The following is an 18785-nucleotide window of genomic DNA, read 5'->3' as shown; positions in this document are numbered from 1 at the left end:
TCAGTATCCCTGGATCACGTCGAGCAGATCGAACCAGCGGCCATAGGGCGGGAACACCCCCAACCCGACGAAAAAGATCAGATGATAGATCACCGGGCACAGCACCGCCGCCGCCAGCAGGCCGCGCCAGTCGCGGATCCCGAACAGCAAAAGCGCCAACGGAGCGGCGATTGCCGTGCTGACAAGATATCCGACCAGGCCGATGGCCCAGGCATAGCCGAGCGCAAGGATCAGCAGACCCGTAACGGCCCAACCATCGAAGGCGGGCAACGGGATGGCGCGCCCCTCCCGCAGCCCCTTGGCCAGCTCGACCAGGCCCAGCACGACAAGCGCCCCCGCCGCGGCAAGCGGAAAGATCCGCGCGCCCCAACCGCCATCGCGGTCAAGGTCGATTTGGAAACAGGCCACCAGGGCCGCGATGCCGAAGACAGTCAGCACCGCGCCCACGATGGTGGTCTGGTTCATAAGCTCCGGAGGGGCGGTGCTGGTCACGCCTATTCCATCGCCGCGATGATGGGGGCCGCGGCGTCGCGCATGGCTTCGAGCCGGGCGCGGGCCGCCGCGCCATCAAGGAAGGCCGGGGTGTTGCCGAGTTCGCGCATGGCGGTGGCGAATTCGGGCTGGCTGGTGATGTCGGCCAGCGCCGCTTCCATGCCGGACAGGATCTCCGCATCCATCCCGAGCGGCGCGAAGACGGTAATCGGCGAGGAGATGATCGGCACATCGTATCCCAGTTCCGCGAAGGTCGGCACCTCGGTCGCGATCGGATCGCGCGCATCCGAGACGAGCGCCAGGACCCGAAGCTCGGATTCGAACCCTGCGGCCTGCTGAATGCCGATCATGCCGAAATCGACCTGTCCACCGATCACCGCCGCGCGCGTCGCACCGCCGCCGTCAAAGGGCACATCCACCGCGTCCAGACCTGCCGCGTTCATGAACCCCTGGCCCGCGATATGGTGGAAACTGCCGCGACCGGTGTGGTTCCAGCGGATCTCGCCGGGGCGGGCCTTGGCGTCCGCCACGAGGTCGTCGATGCTCTGATACGGACTGTTCGCGGGCACCATGAGCGAGGTGGTCAGATCGCCGATCTGGCCCACGGTCTCGAAGCTGTCGAAAGGGTTCACATCCGTGTCGCGCAGCAGATAGGTCAGAAGGAAAGATCCGCCCGATGTCATCATGAAGGTCGTCCCGTCCGGACGCGCGCCTGCCGCTTCGGTCGCACCCGTGATCCCGGACGACCCCGGTCGGTTCACCACGACCAACGGAACGGGCAAGGCGCTTTCCGCCCCGGCGGCGAGAGCGCGGGCGAAACTGTCGGTGCCGCCACCCGCGCCGTAGGGCACGATCAGGTTGATCGGGCGGCGCGGTGCCCATTGGGCAAAGGCAGCCGTGCCGGACAGGGCAGCAAGCGCCGGAGCAGCAAGCGCGATGTTCAGAAATGACCTGCGGTCCATGGAAATCTCCTTGTTGGGGTGTTCCGGCTTCGTGGCCGGATTGTTGTTCCCCGACGCTAGGGCACAAGTGATCATCGAAAAAACAGAATATTTGGAATGAACGTTCGAATTATGCGATGAACGTTCCAGCAGTGCCGCCCGAGCGAGAGAGACAGCGATGAACCTCAAGAGCCTTCGGGTCTTCGTCAATATCATGGAAGAAGGGACGCTCGCCCAGGCGTGCCGGAAGCTCAACCTAAGCCAGCCCGCCGCAAGCCGCCTGATCCAGATCCTCGAAGCCGAGTTCGACATCCAGCTTTTCAACAGGGAGAAGAAGCGCCTGATCCCGACCCAGGAGGGCGAGGCCTTCTATCCCGAAGCCCTGCGCATCCTCGCGTCGATCGACGATCTGCCGGGGATGTTCGAACAGATCGCCAAGGATGCGGCCCCGCCCCTGCGCGTCATCTGTCACCCCCGGCTGGTGGAAGGCCTGATCGTTCCGGCGATGGCCGAGCTGGTCAGGCGCGACCCGTCCGTCAAGGTAAAGCTGGAGGTTCATCCCCGCCGCTACCTTGGCCGCCGCATCCTGCACGGGTTGTTCGACGTGGGTATCGCGACCTTGCCGTTGCCCGACCGCAACCCCACGCCGCGCTTTCTGGCCCGCACCGACATGCTGGTGGCCCTGCCGGCCGCGCACCCCTTGGCGGCCAGGGAGGTTCTGACCCCCGCCGATGTTGCGGGACTTTCCTATGTCGCGCTGGAAGACACCACGAACATGCGCAGCCTGCTGGACCGGGAGTTGGCCAAAGCCGACCAGCATCTGGAGGTCACGCACGAAATGTCCACAAGTCTGGCCGCCTGCCGCCTGGTGAAAGCGGGCATCGGGTTCACGTTCACCGACGCCATCACGGTCAGCCCCGACGACGAGCGCGGCATCGCGATCCGTCAATGGCGTCCGCGCGTCCAGATCGAACTTGGCTACTTCGTCTCGGAAACCAATCGTCCCCACAGGGCCCGCGATGCGTTTCTGGGCATTCTGAACGAGGTTTGTGAAAGCCGGTCAGGGGCCGATCTGACCTGACGTGCAAGGCCGTCCGGCAGGCCGGTCCGGACCGGAGCGACGCAAAGCAAGCTGACACCGGGAGCCCCGGTCCGTGACCGTCGCGAACCGCCAACCCGCCCTGCACGCGCCCGGGGTCGCCAAGCTGCCCGGTCAGTCGGAACCGGAGGTGGTCGCAGATCGCACCCACGCCGCCCACCCCCTGAAGGTGATCACGGCCGGCAAGGTGACCGCAACAACCGCAAGGCAGAGCACCGCCTTCGAGAACGTGCCCATCGTCCCCTCGATCAGGATGGCGTGGAGGACGGTTCCCGCGACGATTATCAAGGCCAAAGCCCTGTGCCCCCTGCGCCAGAGACGCAGACCGATCTTGCGGCGCAAAAGGGCCAGAACCGCAGTGGCGAATATCGCCCACATGGCGATGACCCCCCAGACGGAGAACGGCGTGGGCGAATTGAAAGTCAGGGCGTCGATGACATCGGGCGGGCTGGTCAGCCAGAGGCCGCCCACATGGATCAGGACCGCCGCGACAAGGGCCGCCCCCGTCCAGCGATGCACCCGCCGCCCGCGCGCCAGTGCCACGCCTGGCAAGTCGCCCCGCGCCAGCAACGGCTGTACCAGCAGCAGCATCAGCGCGATGACCCCGGCGAAGCCCGCGGCGACATAGACCGGCTCTCGCCAGGCCAGAAGCGGGCTTGTGGCCGCGACCCAAGCGGGCACGACCAACAACGTGACGAAGCCCGCCCAGATCGCCGCCGCACGCACCATGCCCGATCAGACCGGCTTCAGGACGAAATCCACATGCAAGCTGGTGTCGCGCGCACTGGCCATGACGGGGCGCAGGAACACCGTCTCGAACTCCGGATCGTCATAGGCCAGGTGCCCGTGGGGTTGACCAAAGGCGGGCACGATCTGCGGCATCTCAAGGCGGAAGGCGCCGGTCGCATCGGTGAGCGTCGCGCCGTGGCTTTGCGGATCCCGCTCGTGGCCTTCGGTGGTATGCGCCCAGATCTGGATGCGCTGACCGGGCAGCGGAGCACCGTCGCCCGCGCGCCGAACCGTGCCGGTCATCCAGAAGCCGCCACCGCCGATCCGCTCCACGATGGGCGCGCCGGGACGGTAGTTGTTGGCCCCGCCCCGCATCGTCGGGGTAGGTGCCAGACCCTGGGCGAAAGCGGGCACAAGAAGGCCGGACAGACCGGTCGCCGCCGCAGCGCTCGCGGAAACGACAAGGGCCCGGCGGATTGGGGAAAAATCGGTCATCCGGAAGTCTCCTATCGGTTGCAGGTGACCGGCCTGTTGCAAGGCGCGGCCACGACTCTGGAATGATATAGGACCATTTGCGGCCCTGCCGACCGCGTCCGCCGGTCGCACGGCGGAAAAAGGCCTCACAGCTGCGTGAACCGCCGCGCTTGACGGCAGGCTGTCCGGTCCCGCAAGACACGCCATCCCGCGCAATCCGACAGGTCCAGTTGATGACACGCCCCGCCCCCGCCATCCTGATCCTTGCCGCCGGGGCCTCGTCGCGGATGCGGGGGGGAGACAAGTTGCAGGAGCCGGTGGACGGCACGCCCCTGATCCTGCGGGCGGTGCGGGCGGCCTGCGCGACAGTTTCCGAAGTGATCGTCGCCCTGCCCCCGAATTCCGCCCGGCGCGCCTGGCTTGGCGACAGCCCCGCAACCTTGCTTGAGGTGCCGGATCGCGAGATGTCCGCCTCGATCCGCGCAGGCGTCATCGCCTGTCGCGCCCCGGCCCTGCTCATCCATCTGGCCGACATGCCCGAAATCGGCGCGCCAGAACTGGCCCGCATGGTCGCCGCCTGGCGGGAGGGGAAGGCCACGATCCTGCGCGCGGCGACGGCGGACGGGCAACTGGGACAACCCGTCGTCTTCGACCGATGCCATTTCGAGGCGCTGACGCGTCTGTCGGGCGATACCGGGGCGCGCGATCTGCTGCGCCAGAACGCGGTAGAGATCGTCACCCTGCCGGGCCGCGCGGCCTTGACCGACCTCGACACGCCCGAGGACTGGGCAGAGTGGCGCGCAAGAACGGGGCGATGATTCCCGCGACCTTCTTTTGATTGACGGAAGGCTGACCCTGCGTCACGCTGACGACAGATCGCAGGGAGATCAATGAAATGACACGAATGAAACTCGCTCTCGGCTCGGTTGCCGCCATCGCCTTTGGTGGTGTCGTCCTGGCCGCCGGACATGCCGACAATTCCCGCCAGATCGAGGCGCGCAATGGCATCATGACGGCCATGGCCCTCAATTCGTCCGTGGTGGGCGACATGGCGCGTGGCAACACCGAATACGACGCCGCCGCCGCACAATCCGCCGCCAACGCGCTGGCCGGTCTGGGGATGGTCGGCACGGGCCTGCTGTGGCCCGAAGGCTCGTCTTCGGACGACGTGGAGGGCGGTCGCGCGCTGGCCAAGATCTGGGAAGACCGTGCGGACTTCGACCAGAAGTGGAACGATTTCGCCGCCGCCGGTGTCGCGCTTCAGGCGGTCGCGGGCGACGGGCTGGAGCCGATGCAGGCAGCGCTGGCCGATCTGGGCAAGTCCTGCGGGGCCTGCCACGATACCTACCGCAAACCGCAATAAGCGATGCGCAAGGCGCTGATCCGGGTCGCGGCCGTTGCGGTCGCGGCCCTGGCCGTCGCGGCCTGGGTGACGCGGCCCGTGCCGCTCCCGGATGACGCGCTTGCCGAACTTGCCGCGCTGACCGGCGATCCGGTCGCGGGCGAGTCCGTGTTCTGGGCCGGGGGTTGCGCCTCCTGCCATGCCGCCGAGGGATCCGAGGGCGAAGCGCGGCTGATCCTGTCGGGCGGGCAGGCCTTTCCGTCCGACTTCGGCACCTTCCGCGCGCCCAATATCTCGATGCACCCCGAGGCCGGGATCGGCGCCTGGACGCTGGCCGAATTCGCCAATGCCACGCAGCGCGGCGTCTCGCCCCAAGGGTCACACTACTATCCGGCCTTCCCCTATGCGGGTTATGCCCTTGCCACTTCGCAGGACATGGCCGACCTCTGGGCCTTCTGGCAAACCCTGCCCGCCGATGGCTCCGCCAGCCAGCCCCATGACCTGGCCTTCCCCTTCTCGATCCGCCGCAGCGTCGGGGGCTGGAAGTTCCTCTATGCCGGGGCTGGGTTTACCGGCGTCGCCGAGACCGAGGCGCAGATCCGGGGCCGCTACCTGTCCGAAGCCTTGGGCCATTGCGCCGAATGCCACACCCCGCGTGACGCGCTCGGCGGGCTGGACCGGACGCGCTGGCTCGCCGGTGCGCCCAACCCTTCGGGTCAGGGCAATATCCCGAACATCACTCCCGCCAGGCTGACCTGGTCGGAAAGCGAGATCGCCCAATACCTCAAGGATGGCTTCACCCCCGATTTCGACAGCGTGGGGGGCCACATGGTATCTGTCGTGGCCAATCTGTCGCGCCTGTCAGACGACGACCGGGGGGCAATCGCGGCCTACCTCAAGGCGCAGGCTCCGATCGAATAGCGTGATTCCATTTCGCCTGTTTTTTCGCCGCTTCATCATCAGAAACGTCCAAAATTCAGTCATTCCGTGAAATGCCGCATATTAAGGCAGGTCTGACGCACAGTGCCGCTTTATCCGGCGAACCGAACCCATCACCCCTCCCCGAAACATATCCGAGGGAGACACGAACATGGTCGGAGCCGACACCGCCTGGATAATCGTCGCGACAGCACTGGTGCTGTTCATGACGTTGCCGGGCCTCGCGCTGTTTTACGGGGGCCTCGTCCGCTCGCGCAACGTTCTCAGCGTCTTCATGCATTGCTACGCCATCGCCTGTTTGATGAGCGTGCTGTGGCTCGCCGTTGGCTATTCCATCGCCTTTGGCGACGGCAACGCCTATTGGGGCGGACTGGGCAAGGCGTTCCTTCTGGAGATCGACGGCGACACCCTGTTCGGCACCATCCCCGAGGTCCTGTTCTTCGCGTTCCAGATGACCTTCGCAATCATCACCCCCGCGCTGATCGTCGGCGCCTATGTGGAGCGGGTCGGCTTCGGCTTTGTCCTGACCTTTTCGGCGCTCTGGATGCTGCTCTGCTATGCGCCCGTGGCCCATTGGATCTGGGGCGGCGGCCTGCTGGCGGATGGTGGTCTGTTCGGTGAGACGGGCGTGCGGGATTTCGCGGGCGGTCTGGTCGTGCACGAAACGGCGGGTCTGGCGGCGTTGATCGTCGCGGTGGTCCTGGGTCCGCGCCTCGACAAGTCGAAGCCGCCGCACAACCCCGGCTTCGTCATGATCGGGGCGGCAATGCTCTGGGTCGGCTGGTTCGGCTTCAACGGCGGCTCGCAGCTTGCCGCCGATGGGGGCGCGGCCCTGGCGCTGACGGTGACGCATATCTCGGCAGCGACCGCCTCGCTCAGCTGGGCCCTGTGGGAGCGGATGAAATACGGCAAGGCGTCGCTGGTCGGGATCGTCACCGGCACCATCGCGGGCCTGGCCTCCATCACGCCCGCTTCGGGCTTCGTCGGACCCATCGAGGCGCTGATCATCGGGGCGGTCGCGGGCGTCCTGTGCCAGGAGGCGGTCAACCTGATCCGCAACCTGCTCAAGATCGACGACACGCTGGATGTCTTTGCCGTCCACGGGGTCGGCGGCATCTTCGGAACGATCATGATCGCGGTCTTCGGGGCCGGAACCTGGGCCGCGCAACTGGGCGGCATCGCCGTTGTGGGCGCGTTCACGACCGTGGTGACGCTGGTCATCGTCTTCGCGGTCAAGGCAATCTTCCCGATCCGCGTCAGCAAGGACACCGAGCAGGAGGGCCTGGACCTCGCCATCCACGGCGAACAGGCCTACCCCTCACCCAGCTGAGGCCAACTTGCCGTCCGGGGGCAGCCCCGGACGGGCGCGGCGATCAGGCCTTGCCGAGCGCCTTTTCCCGCGCCGCCCGCAGCCGGGCGAAGTCATCGCCCGCATGATAGGACGACCGGGTCAGCGGCGTGGCCGACACCATCAGGAACCCCTTGCCCCAGGCCGCCTTTTCGTAGCCCGCGAACTCCTCGGGCGTGACGAACCGGTCAACGGCGTGGTGCTTGGGCGTCGGTTGCAGATACTGCCCGATGGTCAGGAAATCGATGTTGGCGGCGCGCATGTCGTCCATGACCTGCAACACAGCCTGACGATCCTCGCCCAGGCCGACCATGATGCCCGACTTGGTGAACATCGACGGGTCCAACTCCTTGACGCGCTGGAGCAGGCGCAGGGAGTGGAAGTACCGCGCGCCCGGCCGAACCTCGGGGTATAGGCCCGGCACGGTTTCGAGGTTGTGGTTGAACACATCGGGCCGCGCCGCGACCACGACCTCCAGCGCGGAGGGGTCGCAGCGGATGAAATCGGGGGTCAGGATCTCGATCGTGGTGCCCGGCGCGCGCTTGCGGATGGCGCGGATGGTCTGGGCGAAATGCTCGGCGCCCCCGTCCTCCACATCGTCACGGTCGACCGAGGTGACCACCACATGGTTCAGGCCGAGCTTGGCCACCGCATCCGCCACCCGACCGGGTTCGAACACATCCAGCGCCTCGGGCGGCTTGCCGGTGGCGATGTTGCAGAAGGTGCAGGCGCGGGTGCAGACCTCACCCATGATCATCATCGTGGCGTGACCCTGCGACCAGCATTCGCCGACATTCGGACAGCCCGCCTCTTCGCAGACGGTGACCAGCTTGTGCTCGCGCATGATCGCGGCGGTCTTGCGATACCCTTCGCCCACGGGGGCCTTGACGCGAATCCAGGACGGCTTCCTGGGCTGCGGATTGTCGGGCCTGCGCGCCTTTTCGGGGTGGCGTTCGGCGGGAATTTTCAGGTCGCGGGGCATCTTGCGTCTCCGGATCGGGTGTTGTGGTGACATCTAGGGCAACCGATCCGCCCGCGCCAGTGGCCCGGCGGTCGCAGCCGCGCATGGCCGGATTGTGCGGGCGCGTTGGCTTGGGCGCGCCGACCCGAGTGGCGCGGCGCACGGGGGGCGGCGCCGTGAGTATTTGTGAAGCAGAGAAGCAGGATTTTTTGAAGTGCGTTTGCGGCGCTTGGCAGGGCGTGGACGTGGGGATACCGTGGGCAGCATGCGATTGTCGCTCGCCCTCGCCTCTCTGATCGTCCTGCCGGGTGGCGCGCAGGCCTGGAGCTTTGCGCCGACCCCGATCTGCACCCTGTCGCAGGCGGCCTTCGGGTTGGACACACAGGTGACCTTCGACCCCTCGCAGGGCCTCTATACCCTGACGCTGACGCGCCCGCAGGGCTGGCCAGAGGCCCCCGTCTTCGCCATCCGTTTCGACGGGGCGTCCCCGCTCACCATTTCCACCGACCGGCACCGGGTGGAGGGCACGCGGATTGTGGTGACCGACAGCGGGTTCGGGAACGTCCTGTCGGGGCTGGAGGCGAATACGACCGCGACCGCTACCGTGGGCGATGTCTCCGTGCGCATCGACCTTGCAGAGGCCGCCGGACCCGTCGCCACCTTCCGCGCCTGTCCCGCGACCCCGAGCGTCTGACGGGCGCCTATTTGCGCCGTGTCCAGCCCCAGAGGCACATCAGTTCCATCACGATATGCGCCCCGGCAATCGCCGTCGCCCCGGTGGTGTCATAGGGCGGCGACACCTCGACCACATCCCCGCCGACCAGGTTGATGCCTGCCAGATCGCGCAGGATCGCGGCGACCTGACCGCTCGACAGCCCGCCCCAGACGGGCGTGCCCGTTCCCGGTGCGAAGGCCGGATCGAGGCAGTCGATGTCGAAGGTCAGATAGGTCGGCCGATCCCCCACCACCGCCTTGATGCGGGCCGCGACCTCGCCCGGGGCGGCTTCGTGCACCGCGCGCGCGTCGATGGTGGTGACGCCCAGGGTGTCGGGGTTCACCGTCCGGATGCCGACCTGCACACTGGTCGCGGGGTCGATGACACCGGTCTTGACCGCCTTGTAGAACATCGTGCCGTGATCGATCCGCGTCATGTCGTCGTCGGGCCAGGTGTCGGAATGGGCGTCGAACTGGATGAGGGAGAGGGGCCCGTGCACCTCTGCGTGGGCCTGAAGGATCGGGAAACTGACGTAGTGGTCCCCACCCATGGAGATGCAGCCCGCCCCCTGCCCCAGGATGCCGCGGATATGCTGGCGCAGTGCCTCGGGGAATTCCGCGACCTTGGCGTAGTCGAAGCCGAGGTCGCCAAAGTCTGCCACGGCCAATTCATCCAGGGGCGAGTAATCCCAGTAGTATGGCGGATCGAAGGGTTGCAGAGTGCTTGCCTCGCGGATGGCACGGGGGCCGAACCGCGTGCCGGGGCGATGCGTTACCGCCTGATCGAAGGGTACGCCGGTGATGGCGAGGTCATAGCCGGTCAGGTCCCGCGTGTATTTGCGCCGGAATGCCGAGGTCGCGCCGCCGAAGGCATTCTCGAAGCTCAGGCCCCGGGGGTCGTCGCGTCGAAAGGCGTTGTCCACTTGATCGCGGGCGTCTTGCAGGGCCATGGGGTTCCTCCGTCTGGTGCATTTCCACCTAGCCGGAGCGATGGCACAAGGAAAAGCCCCCGCGCATCTCGACTCCCGGTCCCCATGGGTTAAGTGAACGCCATGACACAGTCAGATGCTCCGCGCGCGCTGCGCGACGAATTCGTCCACGCCATGTCCCGCGCCGCCGCCACGGTGAGCGTGGTGACGACCGACGGTCCGGCGGGGCGCGCGGGTGTGACGGTGTCGGCCATGACCAGCGTGTCGGCAGACGGCGATGCGCCCACCATCCTGATCTGCGTCAACCGGACGGCGTCGGCCGCCCCGGCGATCCTTGAAAACAAGTGCTTTGCCGTCAACGTCCTGCACACCGGGCAACAGGCCATCGCCGACGTCTTCGCCGGGCGCGGTGACGCGACGGGCGCGGATCGGTTCACCGGGTTGGCGTTCGACACCCTGAAGACTGGCGCGCCGGTTCTGGACGGGTTGGCGGGGTTCGATTGCGAGATCCAGGCGGTCGATCCCATCGGCACCCATTACGTCATCATCGGCGCCGTGCGCGCGGTGCGCGCGTCCGAGGAAGGGTCGCCCCTGATCTACGGGATGCGCAGCTATCTGCGCACCGAAAAGGCCTGATCAGACGCGGTTGAGCAGGGCGCGCATCGCCATCCCGGCCCGGACGCCGAACCCCGGCTCGCGGGGTCTGTCTTCCAGCACCAGACTTGGGTCGGCCTGAAACCGGCGCAAGGTCGCCTCCGCTTCGGTCAGGCCAAGGAACACGGGCCGCGCAGCGGGTGCGACGGGGATCGTCCGCGCGAGGTAGATGCCGTCCCGCCCCTCCCGCGCCAGACGGGCGGCAAAGTCGGACGGGTCACCGTGCGGCAGGGGGTGCCGCCCCTCGGCGGCCAAGGTCGGCACGGCAAGCAGAAGCGCTGCAATCCCCTGGGCCCGGCCTGCTGCGGCCGCGGCCTCCTCTCGCGGCTCACCCGCCAGACGCGCGGCCACCCGCATCAGAACCCCGGCGGTGCCGTCCACATAGGTCAGAACGTCGGACAGGTCGACCGGCACATCACGCTCCACATCGGCCTGGCGCGCGGTCACGACCGCTTGCAACGCGTCGGCCGCCCGCGAGTCGAGGACATCGGCCAGCGGCGTCACCACCTCGTGTCGGCGCACCTTGCCGCCTGCCGCGATCTCTTCCAGCGCATCGGCCCACCATTGCAGGCGCATCTGGGCGATCAGCGGCTCCTGCGTGACGCGGGGCGCGCGCGCCACTTCCAGATTAAAGGCATAAAGCGGGAAGAGCATCCGGCGCAGCGCAACCGGCGCGGCCATCGTCGCGCGGAACCGCACCGGGTCGCCGCGCGCGACAAGGCCCGCGCAGGCCGTCAGGTCATCCGCGCCGCTCATGCGGGCCGCACCACGCGCAGGGCATAGCCAAGCCGCCCGCGCAGGCGTCGCCAATCGGATGCTTCGGCCCGCGTCTCTGCCACGGCGGCGCGCAGCTCGGCGTCAGCCACGGCGTCGAGCTCGGCGCAGCGGGCTTCGGTGGCGGCATAATACGCCTCCCACCCGGTATCGTCGACCTGCCCCAGGGCGATCGTCTCAAAGCCCGCCTCGGCAATCGCGGCGTCCAGTGTCGCGTCGGTATCCCAGAGGTCGCCGCCCCAGAAGGCGACGGCCTCCGCATCGTCAGGGTCAGCGACAACAGGGGTGGAAAAGGCGACGCAGCCCCGCGCAGTCAACGCCGGACCCCAGGCCTGCAGCGCCGCCGTGACCCCCTCGAAATAGATCGCGCCCGCGCACCAGATCAGGTCGAACGGCCCCTCGGATGCAGGATCAGGCAGGCCGTCGCGCGCCACCAGAAGCCCGCGTTTGACGGCGATGCCCGGATCGTCGCGGTGGCGCAGCGCGGCGTCCACGACGAAGGGCAGATGGCGGTCCAGGCCCAGAACGGACCCTTCGGGCACGGCGCGACGGAGGGTGGCCAGGTCCGCGCCCGGGCCGCAACCCACGTCGCAGATGCGCCCCGCAAGCGGGATATCGGCGTGACCGCAGGCCCAGGCCACCTCGGCGGGCGTCCCCGGCCCCTCGCGCAAAAGGCCGGTGTGGATGGTCCAGAAGGCGCTCATCACCCCTGACACAGCTTCCAGCGCACGGCGTCCAGCAGCGCCTCGAAACTGGCGTCGACGATGTTGGGCGACACGCCGACGGTAGACCAGCGGCGGCCCGCGCTGTCCTCGTGATCGATGATGACGCGGGTCACGGCCTCGGTCCCGCCCTGCATGATGCGGACGCGGAAGTCCTTGAGGCGCATGTCGACGATCCGGTCCTGAAGGGGGCCGAGGTCCTTGGCCAGCGCCTTGGACAGCGCGTTGACGGGGCCACGGTCGGACCCGGTGGCATCCATGCTTTCGGACACCGACAGCCGCTTTTCGCCGTCGACCTTCACCACCACGACGGCCTCGGACACGGTGACCATCTTGTTGTGCTTGTTCTTCCGCCGTTCCACGATGACGCGGTAGCGCTTGACCTCGAAGAAGTCGGGCATCAGCCCAAGCTCTTCGCGCGCGATGATCTCGAAACTGGCGGGGGCCACGTCATAGGAATAGCCCTCGTCCTCGCGCGCCTTCACCCGCTCCAGAATGCGGCGCATCTGGGTGTCGTCGCCGGTCAGCCCCGCCTCGGCCAGACGGGACCGCAGGTTGGACAGGCCCGCCTGATTGGACATGGGCACGATCCGCTGGTTGCCGACGGTCTCGGGCGGGACGTGTTCATAGGTCGTCGGGTCCTTCAGGATCGCGCTGGCGTGCAGCCCGGCCTTGTGTGCAAAGGCCGAGGCGCCGACATAGGCCGCCTCGCGGCGGGGGACGCGGTTCAGGATGTCGTCGAGACGGCGGGAGGCCGTCATCAGGCGCGGCAGGTTTTCGCGGGTGACGCCGATGGCGAAAGCCTCGGCATAGGGGGCCTTGAGCAGGAGCGTGGGAATGAGGCTGGTCAGGTTGGCGTTGCCGCAGCGTTCGCCCAGACCGTTGAGCGTGCCCTGGATCTGGCGCGCGCCGGCCTGCACGGCGGCAAGCGATCCGGCGACGGCCTGTTCGGTGTCGTTGTGGGTGTGGATGCCGAGCCGGTCGCCGGGGATGCCCGCCGCGATGACCTCGCGGACGACTTCGGCGATCCGGTCGGGCATGGTGCCGCCGTTGGTGTCACACAGCACGACCCAACGGGCCCCGGCGTCAAGCGCGGCGCGCAGGCAATCGGTGGCATAGGCGGGATCGTCGGCATAGCCGTCGAAGAAATGCTCGGCGTCGAAAAGCGCTTCGCGTCCGTTGCTTACGAGGTGAGCGATGGAATCGCGGATGGCCTCCAGATTCTCCTCCAGCGTGATGCCAAGGGCCGTCCTGACGTGAAACGGATGGGTTTTTCCGACCAGACAGATCGACCCCGTGCCTGCGTTCAGGACGGCGGCCAGAACGTCGTCATTGTCCGCAGACCGGCCTGCGCGTTTGGTCATGCCGAAAGCGGTGAGCTTGGCCTTAAGGGTGGGCGGGGCGTCGAAAAACTCGCTGTCGGTGGGGTTCGCGCCGGGCCATCCGCCTTCGACGTAATCGAGGCCGAGAGCGTCGAGCATCAACGCGATCTCCTGCTTTTCGGAGGCCGAGAACTGCACGCCCTGCGTCTGCTGCCCGTCGCGCAGCGTGGTGTCGTAGAGGTAGAGACGTTCGGTCATCGGGGCCTCCGATCCAGGTATTCAGAACGGGTGATCCACGGGTGATCTACGTCGGACGTGTTTGTGATCACAAGACGCCCTCCAGCTTGGCGGGGTCGAAACCGGGACCGGCTTCCCACCCCTTGCCCTTGCCATCGGTCACCACCACCCCTGCCGCCACGAGCGCGTCACGCAGAGCGTCGGCGCGGGCCCAATCGCGGTCGGCGCGGGCGGCGAGGCGAGCGGCGAGGATGGCCTCGACCGTGGCATCGTCGCCACCGCCGACCCATGCCCCCATGTCGTCGCCGAGAAGCCCAAGCACGGCCGCTGTCGCCGCGAGCGTTGCCCCCTCCCCGGATTTGGCCAGGCGGTGGAGTTCGGCGATGGCGCCGGGCGTGTTCAGGTCGTCGCGCAGATGGGCCAGCGCCGCCTCATCCGGCGTGCCGCCCTCTTCGGTCAGGGCGCGCCATTTGCGAAGGGTCGCCTCCGCCTCCCGGGCCTTGGCATCGGTCCAGTCCATCGGCTTGGAGTAATGCGTCGACAGGAAAACGAAGCGGATCACCTCGCCGGGGACGCCCTTGTCCAGCAGGTCGCGCACGGTGAAGAAGTTGCCCAAGGACTTGGACATCTTCTTGCCCTCGACCAGCAGCATCTCGTTGTGCAGCCAGACCCGTGCAAAGCCCGCGCCGGGATCAGCGCAGCAGGATTGCGCGCGCTCGTTCTCGTGATGCGGGAACATCAGGTCGTTGCCGCCGCCGTGGATGTCGAAGGACGGCCCCAGAAGGGCCTTCGACATGGCCGAGCATTCGATGTGCCAGCCGGGGCGGCCGTAGCCGATCGACGTCTCCCACCCCGGTTCGTCATCGGCGGAGGGTTTCCAGAGGACGAAGTCCATCGGGTCGCGTTTGTAGGGCGCGACCTCGACCCGCGCGCCCGCGATCATGTCGTCGAGCGAGCGGCCCGACAGCTTGCCATAGCCCTCGTAGGAGCCGACCGAAAACAGCACATGTCCCTCGGCGGCATAGGCGTGGCCGGAGGCGATCAGCCCCTCGATCATCTCGACCATCTCGCCGATGTAGTCGGTGGCGCGCGGCTCGTGATCGGGGGGCAGGTTGCCGAGCGCGCCCATGTCGTCGTGGAACCAGCCAAGCGTCTCGTCGGTGATGTCGCGGATCTCGCGGCCCGTTTCGGCGGCGCGCTCGTTGATCTTGTCCTCGACGTCGGTGACGTTGCGCACGTAGGTGACGGCGTCCGCGCCGTAGTCGTGGCGCAGAAGCCGCGTCAGCAGATCGAACAGGATCACGTTGCGCGCATTCCCTAGGTGGGCGCGGTCATAGACCGTCGGCCCGCAGAGGTAGAGGCGCACATTCGACGGGTCGATGGGCACGAAATCCTCGACCCGCCGGGTCAGGGAATTGCGCAGGCGCAGGGTCGGAATGCTGTCGGTCCGTGTCATCCGGGCCTCTCCTCAAGTGGTGCGGAAATGGGCCGGGACGGACACGCGGGCACCCATGCCCGCCGAAATCCTCAGCGGGCGGTCGAAATGCAAATGATGCAGAAGCAGTGGCCCATCCGCGCCGCCTAGCACGCGGCGATCCGTCTGCCAAGGGTTTGACACCGCCGCGCACCGGGTGTCGGGTGGCGGCCATGACACGGCTTTCCACGCGCATCCAGACCTTGACCGCCGGCGGGAACGGCTGGGCGGTCTATTACCGTGCGCGCGAGATGAAGGCGGCGGGGGTGCCCGTGCTGGATTTGACCATCGGCGAACACGACCGCCGCACCGACCCTGCCATTCTGGAGGTCATGGACGCCTCGGCCCGGGGCGGCAACACCGGCTATGCCCATCTGACCGGCAGCCCGGCCCTGCGCGATACGATTGCCGCGCGGGTGGCAGCGCGGACCGGCGTGCCGACGACGCGCGACAATGTGGCCGTGGTGCCGGGCGGGCAATTCGCGCTGTTCGCAGCGCTGATGGCCGGGATCGATCCGGGGGACGATGTTTTGTTCCCCGACCCCTATTACACCAGCTATCCGGGCACCGTGCGTTCGGCGGGCGGGCGGCCCGTGCCGGTGCCCGCGCGGCCCGAAGACGGGTTTCAACCGCGCGCCGCCGATCTTCTGGTGGCCTGCACCGGGGCGGCGCGCGCGCTCCTGATCAATTCGCCCAACAATCCGACGGGCGCGGTCTATTCGGACGCGGTTCTGGAGGGGATTGCGAGGGTCGCCCGTGACCGCGACCTGTGGGTGGTGTCGGACGAGGTTTACGACACCCAATGCTGGACCGGCCCGCACCGCAGCCTTCGCAGCGTTCCGGGGATGGCGGAGCGCGTTCTGGTCGCGGGGTCCATGTCCAAGAGCCACGCGATGACGGGCAGTCGGATCGGCTGGCTGATCGGGCCCGAGGCGGTGATCGCCGGGGTTTCGGCGCTGGCCAATACCACCACCTATGGCCCGCCGGGATACATCCAGGACGCGACGCTCCATGCGCTGACCCTTGGCGAGGGGTTCGAGGCCGGGGTGGCCGCACCCTTCCGCAGGCGGCGCGACCTGTGCCTGGCGCGGATCGCGGGGCAGCAGGCGGTCGGCGTCATTCCGTCGGGCGGGGCGATGTATCTGATGCTGGACGTGCGCGCGACCGGGTTGAGCGGCGTGAACTTCGCCCTGCAACTTCTTGAAACGAAACATGTGGCCGTCATGCCGGGCGAGAGTTTCGGCGCGGCGGCGGCGGGTCATGTGCGGCTGGCGCTGACCCTGCCCGATGACGATCTGCTGGCCGCGCTCGACACCCTTCTCACCTTTGCTCAGGAGCTTTCCCGATGACATCTTTCCGCAATCTGCACCAACCCGGCGCGCCCTTCATCCTGGCCAACGCCTGGGACGTGGGGTCGGCGCGCATGTTGGTCGCCCTGGGGGCGCAGGCGATTGCCACCTCATCGGCGGGCTATGCCTTCACGCGCGGGCTGCCCGATGGCGGCAGGGTCGGGCGGGACGAGGCGATCGCCCATGCGGTCGACCTTGCGGCCCATGTGCCCGTGCCGGTGTCGGCGGATCTGGAGGACGGGTTCGGCCCCTTGCCCGCCGATTGCGCCGAAACGGTGCGGCGGACGGTGGCGGCGGGGCTGGCGGGCTGCTGCATCGAGGATGTGGCGGGAGACGGCACACCCTATGATTTCAACCTGTCGGTGGAGCGGATGCAGGCGGCGGCCGAGGCCGCGCCGCGCGATTTCATGTTCTGCGCCCGGGCCGACGGGGTGATGCACGGCGCCTATGATCTGAAGGAGGCGATCCGCCGGTTGCAGGCCTTCGAGGCGGTTGGCGTCGATGTGCTTTATTGCCCGATGCCAGGCGAGATGGCCGACCTGCGCGCCATCACCGCCGCCGTCACGGCCCCGGTCAACGCCTTGGCGGCGGGACCCTGGACAAAAGTGACGCAGGCGGAATTCGCAGAGGCAGGGGTGGCACGCATCTCGCTCGGCTCCGCGCTGGCGCGGGCCACGCATCAGGTGATCCGCGACGCCGGACGGTCGATGTTCGGGGTCGGCGATTTCAGCAATCTGGGCGGGATCGGCAGTGGCGAGGTCGACGGCTATCTGGCGGCGGGCGGCAAGGCGAAATGAACCACGACGTCCTGCCCGACTGGGCCGCGCGCGCCGCCCTTTGGGTGCGCGATTACCACGCGGGCCTGCGCGACCGGCCCGTGCGGGCACAGATCCGGCCCGGTGACCTTCTGGCGCAATTGCCCGACACGCCGCCCGAGACGCCCGAGGGGATGGAGACCATTTGGGACGATTTCGCGCGGCTGATCCCCGATGCGCTGACCCATTGGCAGCATCCCCGGTTCTTCGCCTATTTCCCGGCCAATGCCTCGCCCGCGTCGATGCTGGCCGAACAGCTGATCGCGGGGATCGGGGCGCAGGGGATGCTGTGGCAGACCTCGCCCGCCGCGACCGAGCTGGAACAGGCGATGATGGTCTGGCTGCGCCGCGCCCTTGCCCTGCCGGAGGATTTCACCGGCACGATCCACGACAGCGCGACCACGGCGACCTTCTGTGCCGTGCTGACGATGCGGGAACGCGCGCTTGGCTTTCGCGGGCTGACCGAGGGGTTGTCGGGCGCGCCGGTGATGCGCCTCTATGCCAGCGCGCAGACCCATTCGTCGGTGGACAAGGCCGCGCGACTGGCGGGAATCGGCCAGAACAACCTCGTCAAGATCGCGACCCGCGACGACCTGTCGATGGACCCGGAGGCCCTGCGCCAGGCAATCGAGGCGGACAAGGCGGCGGGGCGCCTGCCCATCGGGGTCGTCTTCTGTTCGGGCGGGACGGGTGTCGGGGCCTTCGACGACATCGCCGCCGGTCTGGCGGTGGCGCGCGACCACGACCTTTACACCCATGTCGACGCGGCCTGGGCCGGGTCCGCGATGATCTGCCGCGAGTTCCGGCCCCTCTGGGCGGGGGCCGAGGGGTGCGACAGCATCGTCTTCAACCCGCACAAATGGCTGGGCGCGCAGTTCGATTGCGCGGTGCAGTTCCTGCGCGACCCGGTGGCCCAGATCAACACCCTTGGGCTGCGCCCCGACTACCTTCAGACGCTGGAGGGCGAAGGCGCGCCCAATTTCAACGAATGGACCCTGCCGCTCGGGCGGCGGTTCCGGGCGCTGAAACTGTGGTTCGTGCTGCGGGCCTATGGGTTGGACGGCCTGCGGACGCGGCTGCGCAACCACGTCGCCTGGACCGAAGAGCTGGCCGGAGTTCTGGCGCAGATTCCGGGGGTCGAGGTGGTGACCGACCCGCGCCTTGCCCTGTTCAGTTTCGCGCTGACCCAGGGCGATGCGGCAACCGAGGCGCTGCTGACGCGGATCAACGCGGACGGGCGCATCTATCTGACCCAGACGCGCCATGCCGGGCGGTTCGTCATCCGCTTCACCTGTGGCACCTGGGATTGCACGCGCGACGACGTGATGGCTACGGCAGAGGTCATTCGCGACCTGTTGTGAACCCCGCGCGCGTCGCAAACGGGCGCGACGGGGAGGCCCGCCCGCGACATCCTTCGACCATGGAAACCGCGACTGCATATCTTCTTGTCCTGCGCATCATCGGAGCGCG

The 18785-nt window shown here is 67.8% G+C and carries 20 protein-coding genes; 10 read left to right on the top strand and 10 right to left on the bottom strand.

Going from position 1 to position 18785, the window contains the following annotated elements; genetic code table 11:
* Both BM002_RS00900 and BM002_RS00895 read right to left on the bottom strand, forming a co-directional pair.
* On the bottom strand, positions 1–492 hold the full coding sequence (locus BM002_RS00900) for a tripartite tricarboxylate transporter TctB family protein (protein ID WP_245749082.1): 492 nt from the start codon (positions 490–492) through the stop codon (positions 1–3).
* Positions 493–494: 2 nt separating this feature from the next.
* Positions 495–1454, bottom strand: coding sequence for a tripartite tricarboxylate transporter substrate binding protein (locus BM002_RS00895; protein ID WP_092776336.1), 960 nt, complete (start codon positions 1452–1454; stop codon positions 495–497).
* Positions 1455–1611: 157 nt separating this feature from the next.
* Here BM002_RS00895 and BM002_RS00890 point away from each other — a divergent pair, with 157 nt between their 5' ends.
* Entirely contained in the window at positions 1612–2514 is a 903-nt protein-coding gene (locus tag BM002_RS00890; RefSeq protein ID WP_092776333.1) for a LysR family transcriptional regulator, read from the top strand.
* A gap of 132 nt (positions 2515–2646) precedes the next feature.
* On the opposite strand, the gene BM002_RS00885 is transcribed toward BM002_RS00890, so the two are convergent.
* Both BM002_RS00885 and BM002_RS00880 read right to left on the bottom strand, forming a co-directional pair.
* The gene (locus BM002_RS00885; protein WP_092776330.1) at positions 2647–3261 is read right to left on the bottom strand and encodes a ferric reductase-like transmembrane domain-containing protein; all 615 of its coding nucleotides are present in this window, start codon (positions 3259–3261) and stop codon (positions 2647–2649) included.
* Positions 3262–3267: 6 nt separating this feature from the next.
* Positions 3268–3756, bottom strand: a complete 489-nt coding sequence (locus tag BM002_RS00880) for a peptidase associated/transthyretin-like domain-containing protein (protein ID WP_092776328.1) — start codon at positions 3754–3756, stop codon at positions 3268–3270.
* 212 nt (positions 3757–3968) lie between these two features.
* On the opposite strand from BM002_RS00880, the gene BM002_RS00875 reads away from it, so the two are divergent.
* From BM002_RS00875 to BM002_RS00860, 4 genes are all read left to right on the top strand, one after another.
* Positions 3969–4553 (top strand): nucleotidyltransferase family protein, encoded by a 585-nt coding sequence (locus tag BM002_RS00875; RefSeq protein ID WP_092776325.1) that lies wholly within the window; start codon positions 3969–3971, stop codon positions 4551–4553.
* Positions 4554–4630: 77 nt separating this feature from the next.
* Positions 4631–5098: a c-type cytochrome gene (locus BM002_RS00870; protein ID WP_092776322.1), complete on the top strand. Its 468-nt coding sequence runs from the start codon at positions 4631–4633 to the stop codon at positions 5096–5098.
* A gap of 3 nt (positions 5099–5101) precedes the next feature.
* Positions 5102–5998, top strand: a complete 897-nt coding sequence (locus BM002_RS00865; protein WP_092776319.1) for a c-type cytochrome — start codon at positions 5102–5104, stop codon at positions 5996–5998.
* Positions 5999–6167: 169 nt separating this feature from the next.
* Positions 6168–7346 carry an ammonium transporter gene (locus BM002_RS00860; RefSeq protein ID WP_092776316.1) on the top strand — a complete coding sequence of 393 codons (1179 nt, stop codon included), beginning with the start codon at positions 6168–6170 and terminating at the stop codon, positions 7344–7346.
* A gap of 43 nt (positions 7347–7389) precedes the next feature.
* Here BM002_RS00860 and lipA read toward each other — a convergent pair whose 3' ends face one another.
* A complete protein-coding gene (lipA, locus tag BM002_RS00855; RefSeq protein ID WP_092776313.1) occupies positions 7390–8346 on the bottom strand; it encodes a lipoyl synthase in 957 nt (318 codons plus the stop codon).
* A gap of 244 nt (positions 8347–8590) precedes the next feature.
* Here lipA and BM002_RS00850 point away from each other — a divergent pair, with 244 nt between their 5' ends.
* A complete protein-coding gene (locus BM002_RS00850; protein WP_092776310.1) occupies positions 8591–9019 on the top strand; it encodes a hypothetical protein in 429 nt (142 codons plus the stop codon).
* Between the two features lie 7 nt (positions 9020–9026).
* Here BM002_RS00850 and speB read toward each other — a convergent pair whose 3' ends face one another.
* Positions 9027–9989, bottom strand: a complete 963-nt coding sequence (gene speB, locus BM002_RS00845; RefSeq protein ID WP_092776306.1) for an agmatinase — start codon at positions 9987–9989, stop codon at positions 9027–9029.
* A 102-nt stretch (positions 9990–10091) separates the two neighbouring features.
* Between speB and BM002_RS00840 the strand changes: the two genes are divergently transcribed.
* A complete protein-coding gene (locus tag BM002_RS00840) occupies positions 10092–10604 on the top strand; it encodes a flavin reductase family protein (protein WP_092776302.1) in 513 nt (170 codons plus the stop codon).
* On the opposite strand, the gene BM002_RS00835 is transcribed toward BM002_RS00840, so the two are convergent.
* The 4 genes from BM002_RS00835 to cysS all read right to left on the bottom strand — a co-directional run bounded on the left by BM002_RS00835 (position 10605) and on the right by cysS (position 15133).
* Positions 10605–11378: a squalene/phytoene synthase family protein gene (locus tag BM002_RS00835; protein WP_092776299.1), complete on the bottom strand. Its 774-nt coding sequence runs from the start codon at positions 11376–11378 to the stop codon at positions 10605–10607.
* Positions 11375–12100, bottom strand: coding sequence for a class I SAM-dependent methyltransferase (locus tag BM002_RS00830; protein ID WP_092776296.1), 726 nt, complete (start codon positions 12098–12100; stop codon positions 11375–11377). The genes BM002_RS00835 and BM002_RS00830 overlap by 4 nt, the downstream gene beginning before the upstream one ends.
* On the bottom strand, positions 12100–13698 hold the full coding sequence (gene cimA / locus BM002_RS00825; RefSeq protein WP_092776293.1) for a citramalate synthase: 1599 nt from the start codon (positions 13696–13698) through the stop codon (positions 12100–12102). The genes BM002_RS00830 and cimA overlap by 1 nt, the downstream gene beginning before the upstream one ends.
* A gap of 67 nt (positions 13699–13765) precedes the next feature.
* Complete coding sequence (cysS, locus tag BM002_RS00820) at positions 13766–15133, bottom strand: cysteine--tRNA ligase (protein ID WP_092776290.1); 1368 nt, start codon at positions 15131–15133, stop codon at positions 13766–13768.
* Positions 15134–15324: 191 nt separating this feature from the next.
* On the opposite strand from cysS, the gene BM002_RS00815 reads away from it, so the two are divergent.
* The 3 genes from BM002_RS00815 to BM002_RS00805 are packed head-to-tail and all read left to right on the top strand — an operon-like array spanning position 15325 to position 18676.
* Complete coding sequence (locus BM002_RS00815) at positions 15325–16500, top strand: pyridoxal phosphate-dependent aminotransferase (RefSeq protein ID WP_092776287.1); 1176 nt, start codon at positions 15325–15327, stop codon at positions 16498–16500.
* On the top strand, positions 16497–17297 hold the full coding sequence (locus tag BM002_RS00810; protein ID WP_092776284.1) for an isocitrate lyase/PEP mutase family protein: 801 nt from the start codon (positions 16497–16499) through the stop codon (positions 17295–17297). The genes BM002_RS00815 and BM002_RS00810 overlap by 4 nt, the downstream gene beginning before the upstream one ends.
* Positions 17294–18676, top strand: a complete 1383-nt coding sequence (locus BM002_RS00805) for a pyridoxal phosphate-dependent decarboxylase family protein (RefSeq protein WP_092776282.1) — start codon at positions 17294–17296, stop codon at positions 18674–18676. Before BM002_RS00810 ends, BM002_RS00805 begins: the two co-directional genes overlap by 4 nt.
* Positions 18677–18785: the final 109 nt, after the last annotated feature.

Source organism: Jannaschia pohangensis (genome assembly GCF_900113875.1).
GTDB classification, from domain to species: domain Bacteria; phylum Pseudomonadota; class Alphaproteobacteria; order Rhodobacterales; family Rhodobacteraceae; genus Jannaschia; species Jannaschia pohangensis.
This window is presented reverse-complemented; position numbering and strand designations above follow the sequence as displayed.

Excerpts from the sequence above, each read along its gene's own strand:
- BM002_RS00880 (WP_092776328.1), bottom strand. The coding sequence starts at position 3,756 with ATGACCGATTTTTCCCCAATCCGCCGGGCCCTTGTCGTTTCCGCGAGC.
- BM002_RS00805 (WP_092776282.1), top strand. The coding sequence starts at position 17,294 with ATGAACCACGACGTCCTGCCCGACTGGGCCGCGCGCGCCGCCCTTTGG.
- BM002_RS00870 (WP_092776322.1), top strand. The coding sequence starts at position 4,631 with ATGACACGAATGAAACTCGCTCTCGGCTCGGTTGCCGCCATCGCCTTT.
- BM002_RS00840 (WP_092776302.1), top strand. The coding sequence starts at position 10,092 with ATGACACAGTCAGATGCTCCGCGCGCGCTGCGCGACGAATTCGTCCAC.
- lipA (WP_092776313.1), bottom strand. The coding sequence starts at position 8,346 with ATGCCCCGCGACCTGAAAATTCCCGCCGAACGCCACCCCGAAAAGGCG.
- BM002_RS00895 (WP_092776336.1), bottom strand. The coding sequence starts at position 1,454 with ATGGACCGCAGGTCATTTCTGAACATCGCGCTTGCTGCTCCGGCGCTT.
- cysS (WP_092776290.1), bottom strand. The coding sequence starts at position 15,133 with ATGACACGGACCGACAGCATTCCGACCCTGCGCCTGCGCAATTCCCTG.
- BM002_RS00830 (WP_092776296.1), bottom strand. The coding sequence starts at position 12,100 with ATGAGCGCCTTCTGGACCATCCACACCGGCCTTTTGCGCGAGGGGCCG.
- speB (WP_092776306.1), bottom strand. The coding sequence starts at position 9,989 with ATGGCCCTGCAAGACGCCCGCGATCAAGTGGACAACGCCTTTCGACGC.
- BM002_RS00890 (WP_092776333.1), top strand. The coding sequence starts at position 1,612 with ATGAACCTCAAGAGCCTTCGGGTCTTCGTCAATATCATGGAAGAAGGG.
- BM002_RS00835 (WP_092776299.1), bottom strand. The coding sequence starts at position 11,378 with ATGAGCGGCGCGGATGACCTGACGGCCTGCGCGGGCCTTGTCGCGCGC.
- BM002_RS00815 (WP_092776287.1), top strand. The coding sequence starts at position 15,325 with ATGACACGGCTTTCCACGCGCATCCAGACCTTGACCGCCGGCGGGAAC.
- BM002_RS00850 (WP_092776310.1), top strand. The coding sequence starts at position 8,591 with ATGCGATTGTCGCTCGCCCTCGCCTCTCTGATCGTCCTGCCGGGTGGC.
- BM002_RS00810 (WP_092776284.1), top strand. The coding sequence starts at position 16,497 with ATGACATCTTTCCGCAATCTGCACCAACCCGGCGCGCCCTTCATCCTG.
- cimA (WP_092776293.1), bottom strand. The coding sequence starts at position 13,698 with ATGACCGAACGTCTCTACCTCTACGACACCACGCTGCGCGACGGGCAG.
- BM002_RS00865 (WP_092776319.1), top strand. The coding sequence starts at position 5,102 with ATGCGCAAGGCGCTGATCCGGGTCGCGGCCGTTGCGGTCGCGGCCCTG.
- BM002_RS00860 (WP_092776316.1), top strand. The coding sequence starts at position 6,168 with ATGGTCGGAGCCGACACCGCCTGGATAATCGTCGCGACAGCACTGGTG.
- BM002_RS00885 (WP_092776330.1), bottom strand. The coding sequence starts at position 3,261 with ATGGTGCGTGCGGCGGCGATCTGGGCGGGCTTCGTCACGTTGTTGGTC.
- BM002_RS00875 (WP_092776325.1), top strand. The coding sequence starts at position 3,969 with ATGACACGCCCCGCCCCCGCCATCCTGATCCTTGCCGCCGGGGCCTCG.